Source organism: bacterium (genome assembly GCA_028821235.1).
In the GTDB taxonomy this organism is placed as follows: Bacteria; Actinomycetota; Acidimicrobiia; order Spongiisociales; family Spongiisociaceae; genus Spongiisocius.
The window spans coordinates 44,974-59,232 of sequence record JAPPGV010000089.1; the positions used below are offsets into that span (position 1 = coordinate 44,974).

15 protein-coding genes are annotated in these 14,259 nt (G+C 64.9%); 3 read left to right on the forward strand and 12 right to left on the reverse strand.

Annotation, left to right across the window (positions count from 1 at the left end; all coding sequences use genetic code 11):
• Positions 1 to 83 precede the first annotated feature (83 nt).
• Positions 84 to 644 carry a macro domain-containing protein gene (locus OXK16_10230; GenBank protein MDE0376325.1) on the forward strand — a complete coding sequence of 187 codons (561 nt, stop codon included), beginning with the start codon at positions 84 to 86 and terminating at the stop codon, positions 642 to 644.
• Complete coding sequence (locus OXK16_10235; protein MDE0376326.1) at positions 641 to 1,012, forward strand: hypothetical protein; 372 nt, start codon at positions 641 to 643, stop codon at positions 1,010 to 1,012. The genes OXK16_10230 and OXK16_10235 overlap by 4 nt, the downstream gene beginning before the upstream one ends.
• Before the next feature lie 31 nt (positions 1,013 to 1,043).
• Here OXK16_10235 and OXK16_10240 read toward each other — a convergent pair whose 3' ends face one another.
• The 11 genes from OXK16_10240 to OXK16_10290 form a co-directional block, all read right to left on the reverse strand.
• Positions 1,044 to 1,421 carry a nuclear transport factor 2 family protein gene (locus OXK16_10240; protein MDE0376327.1) on the reverse strand — a complete coding sequence of 126 codons (378 nt, stop codon included), beginning with the start codon at positions 1,419 to 1,421 and terminating at the stop codon, positions 1,044 to 1,046.
• Positions 1,418 to 2,215, reverse strand: a complete 798-nt coding sequence (locus tag OXK16_10245) for an N-acyl homoserine lactonase family protein (GenBank protein ID MDE0376328.1) — start codon at positions 2,213 to 2,215, stop codon at positions 1,418 to 1,420. Before OXK16_10245 ends, OXK16_10240 begins: the two co-directional genes overlap by 4 nt.
• Positions 2,216 to 2,217: 2 nt before the next feature.
• Positions 2,218 to 3,777: an amidohydrolase family protein gene (locus OXK16_10250; GenBank protein ID MDE0376329.1), complete on the reverse strand. Its 1,560-nt coding sequence runs from the start codon at positions 3,775 to 3,777 to the stop codon at positions 2,218 to 2,220.
• 4 nt (positions 3,778 to 3,781) lie between these two features.
• Positions 3,782 to 4,429, reverse strand: coding sequence for a hypothetical protein (locus OXK16_10255; GenBank protein MDE0376330.1), 648 nt, complete (start codon positions 4,427 to 4,429; stop codon positions 3,782 to 3,784).
• 37 nt (positions 4,430 to 4,466) lie between these two features.
• Entirely contained in the window at positions 4,467 to 5,423 is a 957-nt protein-coding gene (locus OXK16_10260; GenBank protein MDE0376331.1) for an amidohydrolase family protein, read from the reverse strand.
• On the reverse strand, positions 5,420 to 6,250 hold the full coding sequence (locus OXK16_10265) for an ATP-binding cassette domain-containing protein (protein ID MDE0376332.1): 831 nt from the start codon (positions 6,248 to 6,250) through the stop codon (positions 5,420 to 5,422). The genes OXK16_10260 and OXK16_10265 overlap by 4 nt, the downstream gene beginning before the upstream one ends.
• A complete protein-coding gene (locus OXK16_10270; GenBank protein ID MDE0376333.1) occupies positions 6,247 to 7,275 on the reverse strand; it encodes an ABC transporter ATP-binding protein in 1,029 nt (342 codons plus the stop codon). Before OXK16_10270 ends, OXK16_10265 begins: the two co-directional genes overlap by 4 nt.
• 15 nt (positions 7,276 to 7,290) lie before the next feature.
• The gene (locus OXK16_10275) at positions 7,291 to 8,187 is read right to left on the reverse strand and encodes an ABC transporter permease (protein ID MDE0376334.1); all 897 of its coding nucleotides are present in this window, start codon (positions 8,185 to 8,187) and stop codon (positions 7,291 to 7,293) included.
• A gap of 20 nt (positions 8,188 to 8,207) precedes the next feature.
• Entirely contained in the window at positions 8,208 to 9,224 is a 1,017-nt protein-coding gene (locus tag OXK16_10280) for an ABC transporter permease (GenBank protein ID MDE0376335.1), read from the reverse strand.
• A gap of 106 nt (positions 9,225 to 9,330) precedes the next feature.
• Positions 9,331 to 11,232, reverse strand: a complete 1,902-nt coding sequence (locus tag OXK16_10285) for an ABC transporter substrate-binding protein (GenBank protein MDE0376336.1) — start codon at positions 11,230 to 11,232, stop codon at positions 9,331 to 9,333.
• Between the two features lie 134 nt (positions 11,233 to 11,366).
• A complete protein-coding gene (locus OXK16_10290) occupies positions 11,367 to 12,029 on the reverse strand; it encodes a hypothetical protein (protein ID MDE0376337.1) in 663 nt (220 codons plus the stop codon).
• A 79-nt stretch (positions 12,030 to 12,108) separates the two neighbouring features.
• On the opposite strand from OXK16_10290, the gene OXK16_10295 reads away from it, so the two are divergent.
• A complete protein-coding gene (locus tag OXK16_10295) occupies positions 12,109 to 12,870 on the forward strand; it encodes a glucose 1-dehydrogenase (protein MDE0376338.1) in 762 nt (253 codons plus the stop codon).
• Between the two features lie 302 nt (positions 12,871 to 13,172).
• Here the strand turns inward: OXK16_10295 and OXK16_10300 are convergent, their stop codons facing one another.
• Positions 13,173 to 14,255 (reverse strand): Zn-dependent alcohol dehydrogenase, encoded by a 1,083-nt coding sequence (locus tag OXK16_10300; GenBank protein ID MDE0376339.1) that lies wholly within the window; start codon positions 14,253 to 14,255, stop codon positions 13,173 to 13,175.
• Between the last annotated feature and the right edge of the window lie 4 nt (positions 14,256 to 14,259).

Genomic DNA, 14,259 nt, shown 5'->3' on the forward strand with positions numbered 1-14,259 from the left:
ACGAGGCGTGTCCCACCCTCCCGGTAACGTCAATCCCAGTGGTCGTTGCGCGAGAAGCCATGCGAGGAGGAGGAAGCGAGTTGATGGATCGGACGGTAACGGTGGTACAGGGAGACATCACGGCAGCCCGCGTGGACGTGATCGTCAACGCTGCCAACGAGTACCTCCGCCACGGTGGCGGGCTGGCCGCAGCTCTGGCCGCGGCGGGCGGAGAGGAGTTCGTGGCTGACTCCGACCGATGGGTCTCCGAGCACGGCCCGGTTCCGTCCGGAAAGGCGGCGGTCACGGTCGGCGGCCGCTTGCAAGCCGGCTGGGTCGTCCATGTCGTAGGACCCCACTACCGCGAGCGTCAGGACAACCCGGCCCTGCTGCGGGCGGCCGTACGGGCGGCCCTGGAAGCCTCGGCCGGGGTCAAGGCAGAGACCGTGGCCATGCCGGCCATCTCCACCGGGGTGTTCGGCTATCCGCTGGAGCCGGCCACCGGGGTGATCGCCTCCGAATGCGTCCGATGGGCGCGGGCACATCCCGGCGTCCTGGGCGAGATACGGCTGGTGGGCTACGACCGCCGGACCGCGGACGCCTTCCGGCTCGGGCTGGACAACGCAACTGCCGAGGAATCGCCACCAGAAGGCGGCTCAGGATGAAGGTCGCCAAGCTAACCGAGCTCATATCCCGGGCGCCGTGGCGGGAGGCGGTCACCTATCGGGACACCTGGCCCCACGAGTACGTACTGTCCGAGAAGGACGGGCAGCAGGAGCTACTGGAGGCCGTCCGCGAGCGGTTCCGGGCGGGGGAGGGCGTGGCCTGCCGCTTCTTCCGCATGAAGAACACGTACCTGTTCATCGGCGACCACAAGTACTGGCTGATGACCCACTGGGACAAGATCGAGCCAGGAGTCAACTACGTGCTGAACCGCGCCCGCCTCTACCGCGACCGTCGGGACTTCGTGATCCAGCCCGGAGACACGGGTAGACCCGAGGACTACCCCGCCAGCCCCGCGTTTAGCGGCTGACCCCTCCCATCCGGACGATCACGAGGTCGGGCTAGTAGGCGCGGACGTCGGCGATCTTGCCTTCCCGGAAGGTGTAGATGTACACCTCCTGGGCATCCAGCGGCTCTCCGACCGATCTCCCGGCAAAGGGTCGCCTGGCCGTCCCGCGGGCGATCACCTCCAAGGCGATGACATCACCGTCTCCGTAGATGCCGATGACGTCGTTGCAGAAACCGTCGAGCGCGTCGAAGGCGTCCTCGATCCACTCACCGACTGCCCGGTTCCCTTTCAGACGGCGCCCGAAACGGATGATGTCCACCTCGACGTCGTCCGTGTAGTAGGACGCGAACCGGTCGATGTCGCCGTCGTTGAGCGCCCCGACCATGTCCGCAACAACAGCCCGGTTGCCGGTCTCATCCCGGCGGCTCACCCGATCGGCTCCATGTCGAACGCCTCGAGATGGTGGGCCGGGAGTAGCTGGGTGCCGGCCTCGTCGCGTATCCGTACCACGCTGTTGTAGGCGTCGAAGAGGTCGGTGTGTCCCCCGGGAGGAATCACCTCGTACTTGGCGGTCTTGAGGATCTCCGGGTCCGGGAAGTAGTTCTCCCAAATGGTGCAGAGGCCGGCGATCACGTAGCGGCCGCTCTGGGTGTGCACGGCGATCGACTGGCCGCCCGGGGTGTGCCCCGGTGTGAACAGCACGTCCAATCCGGGGACCAGTTGCTGGTCTCCTTCCGTGAGTTCGAGCCCCTGCATAGCCATCTCCTGGTACCGGTAGTCGGGGGCGAAACCCGAGGCGATGAAGGGATGGGGCGGTAACGCGTCCCATTCCTTCCGCTGCACGATGACCCTGGTGTCGGGGAACAGGGGCAGGTTCATGCAGTGGTCCCAGTCGAGGTGGGTGAGGACGATGAAGTCGATGTCCCCGGTGTCGAGCCCCCGGTCGGCCAGCAACCGGTCGAGGGGACGGAGGTTGATCACGTCGGCGAACTCCTCCCCGGCGTGACGTAACCTTTCCTCTCCCGGGGGCTTGATGTGGCCGGCGTACTCCTCGGCGCTGCATCCCACGTCGACGAGCACATTGAGGCCCCGCTCGGTGTCCTGGACCAGCCAGGAGACGTAGGGAAGGTCGATCTTGTCCCCGAAGTTATGCAGGAAGGTGAACCTGGACTTCTCTCGCTGCGGCCCGTAGGCCATGACCAGGGGAGTGATCGTGAACGACATGTCTATCTCACCTCCAGTGGGGGGACTCGCGCGTTGTAGGTATAGGCGGGGGTAAGTGGTTGCAAGGCCCATTCGCGGTAGAAGTCGAGGACATAGGGCTCGACGTCGGCAGCCAACCGTGCTTCTCGCCGGCCCTGTTCGGTCGACACCCATAGCCTCTCACGCCCGGCCTCGGCGAAATCGGCAAGGACCTGCTGCTCGTCGACGGTGGTGAACCGCCCTTCGTCAAGAACGATCCGTCCGGCGATCATCACAGTCTCCAGATCCGACCCCGTTGCCCTGTCCAGGACGACGTCCAGGATCGGCATCGACCCGTACTTGGGCGGTGGCCACAGGAGGCGTTGCTTGGTGAGCACCAGGAGGTCGGCTTCCTTGCCCTCGGCAAGCGACCCCAGTGCCGCCTCCTGCCGGATAGCTCGGGCGCCGCTCCAAGCCGCCCGGCGCAACACCTCGAGCGAGTCCGTGCGCCCGATCTCCAACTCCCCGGGGGTCCGTTGCAGGTACAGGGCGAGACGGAGTTCCTGGAAGAAGTCCTCGATGTCCGAGAAGGAGATCGAGTCGGTTCCGAACGCCAGTGCGGCACCCGAGTCGAGGATGTCACGGGCTCGGGCGATTCCGGTGCTGAGACGCAGGTTTGAACCCGGGTTGTTCACCGCCACGGCGCCGGTGTCGGCCAGGATCCGGATGTCCTCATCGGTTGCCCAGACGAAGTGCGCACAACTCACGTCGGGTCCCAGAACCCCTATGTCGGCGAGCCTCCGCATCGCGGTCTTGCCGTATGTCTCCAGGTTGAACAGCATCTCCGAGCGGGTCTCGAGGAGATGGGTGGTGATCCCGGTGTCGTACTCATCCGCCAGGCGACGGTTCAATAGGTAGAGATCGTCGGAGCATGCGGGTGTCCAATCCGGGGCGAGGATCACCCGGAGGCGCCCGTCATGGCCGTCCCACTCGGTGTGGATCCGGCGGTAGGCCGCCACCACGTCTTCGGTAGGCCAGGCGTATCCCATGGTCGATTCCCGCACCCGGCGGGCCAACTCGTCCGGAAGGGATGCGAGGAAAGCATCGTCGGGGGTGTGGACGTAGATGTTCTCGTCCCGGGTGACCATGCCAAGAGCCACCCTCATGCCGATCGTCCGGTAGGCGTCCAGGATCGGGGGGTTGCCGAAGTCTTCCAGCATGGGATAGCCGTAGTTGAAGTCCACGGCACCGGTCTGCCCTCCCCGGATGGCGCGCATGAGCCCAACCAGGATGATGGTCCGGATGTCCTCGTCGGTTGACGCCCTCCGGAAGATGCGGGTGTTCATCCGCTCGAAGACATATTGGAACAGGCCGGGCGAGCCGGCGCCCATCGAATGGAAGTGCCCGTTGATGAAGCCGGGCATCACCAGGTGCTGCTGCGAGCCGACCACCCGGTCGAACGAACCCCGGTTCTCCAATTCCTCGCGGCGGCCCACCGCGGTGACCAGGCGGTCTTCGACGATCAGGGCACCGTCGTCGATGATGTCCCGGCCGTTTCCGGCCAGAGCTACGACCGGATCCCCGACTACCAGCAGCCGGCTCATCGAACTAGCCGAGGGGCCATTGCTCGAGGTTGTAGGCCATATCCCAGAATCGGTACTCGTAGTTGGTGCTGATGATGAAGTTCTCCAGCATCTGCTGGCGTCGCTCGTCGGACAGCCCCTCGGAGTACTTGTCGACGAACGCTCGGTAGTTCGCCACGAGTTCGTTGTGCTCCTCGCTCATGTAGAACTCCCACCACTCCGCGGGCGCGCCCTGCAGGTCGGCGCTGCGGAGCTGGATCCCGATCTCGTCGTACGTCCAGGGACACGGCATGAACGACCCCAGGTACTCGACCGGGTCCTTCGTCCACACCAGGTTGAGGATATGCCGCGTATAGGCATGGCAGGTGGGGGCGATCCGGGCGCCGGGTTGGCCCCCGACCCGCCGGAGCATGTCCTCCTGGTGGTGCAGCTCGTCCACCACCATGGCGGTGCGGCTCAGGAAAAAGTCCCGGATCTCGTTGTTGTGGGCCTTGGCGGTGGCGATCGATCGGCACTTCACGACGTTGTTGATGTAATGGGTGTTCTGCTCGAAGTAGAAGGCAAGGCGCTCGTCCGACAGGGTTCCGGCAGCCAGATCCTGCAGGAAGGGGTGCTCGTAGATCCTCTCCCACATGTCCTTCGCCTGCTCTTGCATGTAACGGGTCCAACTCATCGGGTCTCCTTGCTCGCTTCGAGTGATCCCATTCCGGTCACCCGGCAGGCGGGATCCGGTACACGCGCTCGGCATTGCCGCCGAGGACGAGGTCGATCTCGTCCTCGCTAAGGCGGAACCCGAGTTGCTTCGCCCACTCCGGCAGCATGCGGATCACGTCCACCCATTCCTTCAGCGTCATCGAGACCTCGACGTTGGTCATGTCGCTGCCGAACAGGAGCCGGTCAATGCCGATCCGGTCCCTGATCCAGACGAAAGTCCTCACCAGGTCGTCGACGCTTGCCCAGTGCTGCCAGAGGCTGATCTCGAGATGGACGTTGGTCTTGTAGATCGCCACGCTCATGGCTTCCTTCGCCCAGGTCTCGAAACGGGCTCCGTGGCCGAGCACGAACCTGACCTCCGGGAAGTCCGCCGCCGCCGAGTCCACGTACATGGGGTGGCCGTACTTGCTCTTTAGGCGCCCGCCTGAGTGGCCCTGGTGCAGGAGGACCGGAACGTCGTAGGAGCGGCACACCTCGTAGAGTGGATGGACGACCTCGTCGTCGGGGTAGAAGCCGGTGGTGGGGTAGAGCTTGAGTCCCAGGAATCCCCAGTCGACGATCGCCTTCTCCAGGAACTTGGCGGCGCCGGGCCGGCGCGGATCGACCCCGCAGAAGGAGTAGATGCGCCCGGGCCACATCCGGGTGAGCTCGTAATAGCCCTCGTTCTTCTCCTCGTACGGCACCACGCCCTCGTCCCCGGTGAGGAGCCCCCGGTCCATCGGCATGGTCACCGATATGTCCACGCCCGCCTCGTCCATCCGGGCGATGGTCTTGCTGCCGTCGGGATCCCAGCAGGCGTCGACCGAATCCCGGTAACGAGCCTCGGCGTCCTCGGGGTCCATGTCGAACCACCGGACCTGGTTCACCCAGGAGATCGGCATGGCCTTCTGCGACTCCGGGCTCCAGGAGGGTTCCCGGAAGATGTGTATGTGAGCGTCGACGACACGGCTCATCGGGTTCCTCCTCGCTGTCGCCTCCGGCGATAGCCGTCCATGGAGGGGATGGCCTCGAGCAACCTCTTGGTGTAGCCGTCTCGGGGGTCCTCGAACACCTGCTCCGTGGGGCCCTCCTCCACGATCCGGCCGTCGAACATAACCATTACCCGCCTGCTGATCTGCCGCACCACCCCCAGGTCATGGCTGATGAGCACGTACGACATGTCCATCTCCCGCTGCAGGTCGATGAGCAGCTGCATCACTTGGCCGCGAACCGACACGTCGAGCGAGGAGGTGGGCTCGTCGAGGAATACCAGCTTCGGGTGGGTGGCTATGGCCCGACCGATCCCGACCCGTTGGCGCTGGCCACCGCTGAGTTGACCGGGGTAGCGGTCGAGGTGGAAGCCCCGGAGACCCACCAGGGTCATGATCTCGTTGGCCCTCTCCTCTTGTTCCCCGCCCGACATACTCAGGTGGAGCTTCAAGGGCTCCGTGACGATCTCCCGCACCGTCATGCGGGGATTGAGAGACGAGTTGGGATCCTGGAAGACCATCTGCATGTTCCTGTACAGGCGGCGCACCCTGGCCTTGGGGACCTGGTCCACCCGGACCCCATCGAATTCGACCTCTCCCGAAGTCGGGTCCACCAGCCGGAGAATGCTGCGAGCGGTGGTCGTCTTCCCGGAGCCGCTCTCTCCGACGAGCCCCACGCTTTCCCCAAGGGCGACATGAAGATCGATGTTGTCGACCGCAACGATGGTCTGTTTCCGGGGCCACACACCCCGGTGGAAGTGCTTGCTGAGGCTCCGCACCGCGAGTAGGGCCCCGTTGGGACCAGAGGTCATTCCTGGCCTCCTTCTCCGGTGGGTCCGCTCGTGATGTGGAGCGGGCCGGGCATGGCGTGGTAGCGATCGGCGAAGTGGCATATGGACACATGACCCGGTTCGACTTCGACCAGAGGAGGGACGGTGCGGCAGCGGTCCTCGGCGGATGGGCACCGATCCTGGAAGAAGCATCCCTGCGGCAGGTTGCGGAGGTCGGGCGGCGCGCCCGGGATGCTGTACAGGTCACCGACCCCTCCCTCCACGCTCTCCGTGGACCGGAGGAGTTCACGGGTATAGGGATTGGCCGGTCTCTCGAAGACCTGGCTGATGTCACCGAACTCCATGGTCCGACCCGCATACATGACCGCCACGTTGTCGCAGAGTTCGCCGACCACGCCCAGGTCGTGCGTGATCAGCAGCACCGTGAGGCCCATCGACTCCACCAGGTCCCGGAGCATGGAGATGATCTCGGCCTGGACGGTCACGTCGAGCCCGGTGGTCGGCTCGTCGAGGATCAGGAGTTTGGGGGGGTGGATCACGGCTAGGGCCACCATGACCCGCTGGGCCATTCCACCGCTCAACTCGTGGGCGTACTGGCGGATGGTCCGCTCCGGATCGGTGATCCTCACCCGCTCCAGGATCCTGAGGGCCGCTTCCCTGGCTTCGCGCTTGGTGGCCCCCGTGTGAGTCCGCAGGGCCCGTCCGAGTTGCTCCCCGACCGTGAACACGGGGTTCAGGGCCGCTTTGGGATCCTGGAAGGCGATCCCGACTCCGTCGCCCCGGAACGGCTCCATGCGGTCCTCCGCCCAGGTGAGTACGTCCTCCCCCTGGAACAGCACCCGGCCCGACACGTACCGGAAGTTCTCGGGCATGAGCCGGGGGATGTTGAGCGCGGTCATGGTCTTTCCGGAGCCGGTCTCGCCCACCAGACCGGTGACCTTGCCTTCTTCGATCGGGACGTTCACACCGTTCAGGGCGCGCACGTCCCCGCCGATGGTGTCGAAGTAGCCCTCCAGCCCGTCTATCTCGACGAGGTTGGCGCCCATCAGATCACGTCCCGGTCACTTGCGGGACCTCGGGTCCATGACGTCCCTGACCCCGTCACCGAGCAGGTAGAAGCCGGTCGTGAGAACCAGTACGAACAATCCCGGGAACACGGAGACCCACCACTCTCCGGTTATGATCTCCGACTGCCCGCGGGCGATCATGGATCCCCACTCCGCGGTACCCGGTTCGATACCGATCCCGAGGAAACCCAGGGCCGCCGTCACCAGAACCACCCAGGCGGCGTTCACCGACGCGTACGCGAGTACAGGGGACAGGCTGTTCGGGAGCAGGTGCCGGAAGGCGACCCGCATCGGCGATCCGCCCACCATGCGGGCCGCTTCGGCGAACTCCCACGTACGTTTGGTCAGGATCTCGGCCCTCACCAGGCGGGCGTAGTAGGGCATGCCGATGAAGGCCATCACCACCACCACGTTCAACTCCCCGGGTCCGATCGCCACCACCACCATCATCGCCAGCAGGAGGGTGGGGATGGACTGCAGGATCTCGAGAATCCGCAGCAGGATGAGATCGACGATTCCCCCGTAGTACCCGGCGATCGTGCCGAAGAGGACGCCGGCCACCAGCGCGACCAGTACCGCCGAGCCGGTGATGCGGAGATCGAGCGCAGTGGCGGCGACCGTCTTGGAGAACACGTCGGAACCCACCTTGTCGGTGCCGAACCAGTGCTCGGCGCTGAGGCCGGATAGGGGTGGCCCGGTGAGGACCGCGGCGGGATCATGGGTGGTTATGAACTTGGCGAAGAGGGCGATCAGTATGAACAACCCCACGAGGACCGTACCGGCGGTGAGGCTCTTGCTCTGGCCGAAGACGTAACGGATCTTGCCCCATCTGGAACGGGCCGGTGCCACGACAGCGAAGGATGCCTCCTCATGGACCAGGTCACCGGTCATGTCGATCACTGCCGCCTCCCTTATCTGGTTCTCGGGTCGATGAGCATGTACACCACGTCCACCAGGAAGAACGCCACGATGTAGGTGATCGAGGCGATCAGAACGAATCCTTGCAGGGCGGTGAAGTCCGACTTGATGATCGCGTCGAGCCCGTACTTGCCCATTCCCGGCCAGTTGAACACCGACTCCACCAGGACTGCCCCGGTGAAGACGAATCCGACGATCACGCCGATCATGGTGACGATGGGCAGGAGAGCGTTCTTCAGCGCGTAGCGGAAGTAGATCACCTGCTTGCGGATACCCAGCGCCTTGGGCGTACGTATGTACTCCGAGCGCATGACCTCAACCATGGAGGCGCGCGCCACCCTGGTGATGGGCGCCATCACAACCACGCCGAGGGTTACTCCCGGCAGGACCAGGTGCCGGAACGACTCCCACCCCATGGCCCAGTCACCTGCCAGAAGGCTGTCGAGCGTGTACAGCCCCGTGATCTTCTCCGGTGCCGTGGCGCCGAGCGGGAGCCGGCCCACCGGACCCGGAAACCATCCGAGGATGACGAAGAAGACCAGGATGAGGACCAGACCGAGCCAGAAGGAGGGCAAGGCCATTCCGACCAGAGTGATGCCCCGCACCGAGAAGTCCAGGGGACCGTCCCGTCTGGCTCCGGCGATGACACCGAGCGGTATACCCACCACGATGGCGAACGTGAGGGAGAACAGCGCAAGCTCGAACGTGGCCGGGAGCCGGTCCCAGAGATCGCTGGTAACCGGCCGTCCGGTGATGGTCGACTCACCGAGATCGCCCTGGGTCAGATCTCCAAGGAATACCGCGTACTGCTCGGGAATCGACTTGTCGAGGCCGAGCCTTGCCCGGATCTCCTGCCGGAGTTGCTCGTCGGCCTGTGGTGGCACATAAAGGGCCACCGGATCCGGGGCGAACACCCGTGACACGAGGAAGGTGAGGGTCACGACGCCGAAAACCACCGGGACCACCAGCAGGACCCTGGTGGCCAACTGGCGGGAAATACCCGACTGCATTTCTTGCCAACCTCCTACCGGCGGCCCGTAGGGTTGGGCAGCGGAGGACGGAAGCGGCGGGACGTCTTGGCCCCGCCGCTTCCTGCCGACTCGGGAGCCGGACTGATCACCCGGCCAGTCTCAACAGGTAGGACCGGAGGTGCGGGTCGGCGGTGAACGCCACGCCCACGACGGCGGGATGGACCGCTCCCGGCAGGCCGCGCACCGTCATCGGGATGATCGGAACGTTCGCAGCGGCGAGACGCTGGACCTCCCTATAGGCATCGGCCCTAGCCGCAAGGTCCGGATTGAAGCGGTTCTCGAAATGCAGGGTGTCGATTTCGATGTTCGAGTAGTGGGTTGTGTTAGAGAATCCGCCCACACCCACCGGACCGGGGAACCCCCGGGTCACGAGCCAGAGCCCTACGTTCGGGTCCGCGTCGTCCAACCAGATAAGACCGCTGCGCATCTGCATCCCGGCCATGACCAGCGGGTCGTCGTAGCGGGCGGTTGTCTGCTCGCCGAACTCGGCTGCCGGAAGCGGCCGTAGCCGGACGTCGATCCCGACCTGTGACATGCTGGCCTGGATGAAGAGTGCGATGTCTTCCCACTCCTGGCGTTCCGAGGTGTAGAAGAGGTCTGTCTGGAACCCGTTCGGGAGGCCGGCCTCAGCAAGCAGGCTCCGCGCCATGTCCAGGTCGGTGTCATAGACATCCCAGGCGGGGATGAACGACGGCGATGCGGGGTTCACGACCGAGTAGGCACGCGTGGCATTCGTGAACACGTTCTCCACGATCGTGTCGTAGGGGATGGCATGGGCTACTGCTTGGCGTACCCGAAGGTCGTCGTACGGTGGCGTTGACGTAGGGAGGTCGATCCTCCACACGTCGGGGAGCGGGGCGTTGACGACGGTGAAGCCCGCCTCGCCGAGTGACTGGAGTTCTCTCTTGCCGAGGCCGAATGCCACGTCCACCTCGCCGCCCAGCATGAGGGCGGTGATGTCGGCCGGGCTGTTGAGGGTCCGGTAGATGACCCGGTCGAACCCGTTGTAGGCCTCACCGAGTTGGTTCTGATCCCCTTCGGTCCAATGACCCGGAACCCTCCTGAGGATCAGTTCCGTCCCCGGCGTGGCTGCTTCCATGACGTACGGTCCCGATCCCTCGGGGTTCTCCTTCAACCACTGGTGACCCCAAGGGTCATCCTCGGTGGAGCGCGCCTGAACCTCGACGGAGTCGACGATCCCGAAGATCGGAAACCGCATGCTCGGCAGCGAAGCGGTCAGCAGGAAGGGTGTCCCGTCACCCAACTCGTAGTCGAAACGCACCGTGTAGTCGTCGATGACCGTGATCTGGCGGGACGGATCGAAGATCCCGGCCAGGTTGGAGTTGAACCTCCCGAACCCCGGCACCTCGATGGCCCGGACGAACGAATACTTGATGTCGTGGGCGGTCACCGGGTTCCCGGTCTTGTTGAACGTGACTCCCTCTCGAAGAGTGAAGGTCACAGAGCCGCCGTCGATCTCCCAACTGGTTGCCAGACCCGGCGCCACGTCGAGGCCGTTCCATACGAAGTTGCCGTCGTCGCGCTCGGTTAGGTCATAAGTGAGCAGGCGGTCGTACATGGCCGCGCTGGCCTCCCGGTTGAAGTTCACCAGGGCGTCCGGGGGATCGAGGCTGTTGAAGTAACCGGTCCACGCGATCACGACAGTCTCCTCGTCCTGTACCCGGTCGGGCGCCTGCATCACGTCGCCTTCCTCGACCCCGGGCGCCACGGTGGTGGTCGTTACCGCCTGGGTGGTCGGCGTCTCGGTTGTCTCCGAGACCTCTTCTGTTGTCTCCGTAGCCCCCGTCGTGGTGGCCTCGGTTGTCTCCGTGACCTCGTCCGTCGTGGTGGCAGGTGCGGTCGTGGCGGGTGCGGTCGTTGCCGTGGCCTGGGTGGTGGCGGCGGGTTCGTCGTCGCCACACGCCACGGCCGCGATGGAAAAGGCCAGCAGCAGCACCAATGGGTAGAAGAATCGGGTTCGGGTCATGAATGATGCCTTCCTATCCGAAGTGCCTGGAGCCTACGCGGTGATCTCGCAATGCCACGACGGAGGCGCCACCTCACGGTGACGATCATACCCCCGCCTGCCGTTGCACGACGGGGAAAACTTCGAACGGCGGATCAGACGGGCCAACTACGCATGTGGTAGGCGTCGTCCCAGAACATCCACTCGTACCGCATGCCGAGGCGCCACTTCTCGAGGAGCCCGTCGAGGTCTTCCTGGTCGAGTCCCTCGCTGAGCCGATCAACTGCCGCTCGGAAATCGTCCATCAGGTCGTGGTGCACCTCGCTGCCGTAGAACTCCATCCAGTTCTCGCGGCGCTCCTCCCCGATGTTGCCCGAGATCCTCTCGCCGATCAGATCGTAGGTCCAAGGGCAGGCCACGAAGCTGGCTAGCCAGTCGATCGTACGCCCGTGTAGCGCGTTGTACCACATGTGGTACGTGTATCCCCGGCATGCGGGCGCCATCGGTGGCAGTTTGTTGCGATCACCTCCGAACACCTCCAGGAGGTCGCCCTGCCGATCCTCACTGGGCTCGAGATTCCAGTCCCGGGTCAACAGATCGAACGTAGCCTTGTCCGGCGCCTTCGCCGCTGCGACCAGGCGGCACTTGTAGACGGCGTCCACGTACTGGGTGTTCTGCTCGAAGTAGAAGCGCAGCACCCCGTCGGGCAGGCGTCCTGCTTCCAAGTCAACCAGGAAGGGGTGGTTCTCGATGGCGGTCCAGATGTCGGTGGTGTTGTCCCAGAACCACTGAGCCCGGCTGGCGACATCCTCGCCCATCGGCGGTCTCCTTCCTTCCGTCCAGTATGTGAATCGTAACTGTAAGGTTGCCTGCCGGGTGTGGATCGGGAGGAACGTAATGCCAAGACTGCGAGGAAAGAGGGCGCTGGTCACCGGAGCCGGCTCGGGCATGGGCGCGGCCACGAGCCGACGGTTCGCGCGCGAAGGTGCCTCCCTTGCCCTGGTGGATCGCAATGCAGACGGCGTAGTCCGTGTAGCCGATGAGATCCGTTCGGCAGGAGCGACCGCCGTTCCGGTTGCGGCCGATCTGGCCCTGGCCGCTGGTGTGCGCCGAGCGATAGAGGAGTCGGTGGGGGGACTCGGCGGGATCGACATCCTGGTGAACTGTGCCGGCGTGGGCCAGCATCCGAAGCCCATCGAGAAGACGGATGAGGCCGAATTCGACCGCATCTTCTCCGTCAACGTCCGGAGTGTGTTCTTCATGATCCGGGCGGCGCTTCCCCATCTGGCGGAGGCGAGCGAGCCGGTCATCGTCAACATCGCATCGAACATCGCGATCCGGCCTCGTCCGGGATATGCGGCCTACACGGCGAGCAAGGGGGCGGTGGCTTCACTCACCCGGAGCCTGGCTCTCGAGCTTGCTCCAAGGAACATACGGGTCGTGGCGCTGTGCCCGGCGGCTTCGGATACTCCCATGCTGGTCGAGTTTATGGGAGGTGAGAACACGGCCGAGAGCCGGAAGGCGATCGCCGAGGCGATCCCCATGGGCCGCCTGGTGCAACCGGACGAGGTGGCCGCCGTGGCCGCTTGGGCGGTGTCGGAGAATGCCAGGATGGTTACCGGAGAACTGATCTCTGTAGACGGCGGCCGGGGCCTCTGACTCCTAACAGTCGCCGCTCGACTACTTCGCCTTTCCGGCGAATCCGAACACCCCGTTACCGAGCGTTCGTCGAGCACACGGCCATCCCCGCCGATCCCCACATCCTCGCCCCCGCGTTGATAGCAGCCAACCGCGAGCGTTGGCTCGACTTGTGGAACAGCGCCGTCCTGCGCTGACATGATCCGGCGGGCTATCCCCGCGAGGATCGACTCGTTGCGATGGATCGCCACGAGAACGGTCGTCGTGGGGATACCCCTCGGTCATCACGCCCTATTCGCCGGTCTGGAGCACGACCTCCGCCCTCACGCCTCCCCATCGAAGGTGATGACGGAGCGGGCCACGGTCCCGTGTTCGAGGTCGTCCATGGCGATCCCGATCTCATCGATGGGTCGGGTCCGTCCGACGAGTTCGTCCAGCTTGATCATGCCCTGGCGGTAGAGCTCCAAGTACCTGGGAATATCGGTCCGGGTCCGGGTCGATCCCATGTTCGAGCCCTTCACCGTCTTCTCGTAGAGGAAGTCAACGCCCGGCAGCGAGATGTCGACTCCCTCGGGGATCATCCCGATCAGCACGGCCGTACCCCCGGGCCGTAGCGACGCGAATGCATGCTCGGCGGTCGTCTTCTGCCCTATGGCGTCAAACGCATAGTCGACGCCCCCGTGCGTGATCTCCATCAACTCGTCCACCGGGTCACGCGAGATGATGACGTCGGTGGCGCCGAACTTTCGAGCGGACTCCGCCTTGCCCGGGAACACGTCGATGGCGACGATCCGGCCCGCACCCGCGACCGCGCTTCCCTGGATGACGTTCAGCCCGACCCCGCCAGCGCCTATCACCGCCACGGTGGCGCCGGGCCTCACGCCGGCGGTGTTGAAGACCGAGCCCAGGCCGGTGATCACCGCACATCCGACCGTCGACGCGCTGAGCAAGGGTATGTCCCGATCGATCCTGGTCACGGCGTGTTCGTGGACGAGCATCATCTCCGCGAACGCCCCAACGCCCCAGTAAGGATGTATCTCCTCCCCGGACCGCGACAGGCGCGGGCGGCCGCCATCGCGCATCGTGCCCTCCTGCTGGCAGAGAGCCATCCTGCCGGCCAGGCACCACTCGCAACGGCCGCAGAAGACCATGAGGCAGGCCACGACATGATCCCCCGGAGCCACGTACCTCACGTCCTCACCGACAGCTTCCACGATCCCCGATGCCTCGTGGCCCATCACGGTGGGCAGCGGGGTCGTGTAGTGGCCCACGAGATAGTGGTGATCCGATCGACAGACACCGGCGGCGACGGTCCTGACCAGTACCTCGCGCGGAGCCGGGGTGTCGACCGCGACATCTTCGATTCCGAGCCGGCCCGGGATGGACCTGAGAACTGCTGCTTTCATCACT

Coding starts and splice junctions, on each gene's coding strand:
- OXK16_10230 (MDE0376325.1), top strand. CDS start 84: ATGGATCGGACGGTAACGGTGGTACAGGGAGACATCACGGCAGCCCGC.
- OXK16_10235 (MDE0376326.1), top strand. CDS start 641: ATGAAGGTCGCCAAGCTAACCGAGCTCATATCCCGGGCGCCGTGGCGG.
- OXK16_10245 (MDE0376328.1), bottom strand. CDS start 2,215: ATGTCGTTCACGATCACTCCCCTGGTCATGGCCTACGGGCCGCAGCGA.
- OXK16_10250 (MDE0376329.1), bottom strand. CDS start 3,777: ATGAGCCGGCTGCTGGTAGTCGGGGATCCGGTCGTAGCTCTGGCCGGA.
- OXK16_10255 (MDE0376330.1), bottom strand. CDS start 4,429: ATGAGTTGGACCCGTTACATGCAAGAGCAGGCGAAGGACATGTGGGAG.
- OXK16_10260 (MDE0376331.1), bottom strand. CDS start 5,423: ATGAGCCGTGTCGTCGACGCTCACATACACATCTTCCGGGAACCCTCC.
- OXK16_10265 (MDE0376332.1), bottom strand. CDS start 6,250: ATGACCTCTGGTCCCAACGGGGCCCTACTCGCGGTGCGGAGCCTCAGC.
- OXK16_10270 (MDE0376333.1), bottom strand. CDS start 7,275: ATGGGCGCCAACCTCGTCGAGATAGACGGGCTGGAGGGCTACTTCGAC.
- OXK16_10275 (MDE0376334.1), bottom strand. CDS start 8,187: ATGACCGGTGACCTGGTCCATGAGGAGGCATCCTTCGCTGTCGTGGCA.
- OXK16_10280 (MDE0376335.1), bottom strand. CDS start 9,224: ATGCAGTCGGGTATTTCCCGCCAGTTGGCCACCAGGGTCCTGCTGGTG.
- OXK16_10285 (MDE0376336.1), bottom strand. CDS start 11,232: ATGACCCGAACCCGATTCTTCTACCCATTGGTGCTGCTGCTGGCCTTT.
- OXK16_10290 (MDE0376337.1), bottom strand. CDS start 12,029: ATGGGCGAGGATGTCGCCAGCCGGGCTCAGTGGTTCTGGGACAACACC.
- OXK16_10295 (MDE0376338.1), top strand. CDS start 12,109: ATGCCAAGACTGCGAGGAAAGAGGGCGCTGGTCACCGGAGCCGGCTCG.
- OXK16_10300 (MDE0376339.1), bottom strand. CDS start 14,255: ATGAAAGCAGCAGTTCTCAGGTCCATCCCGGGCCGGCTCGGAATCGAA.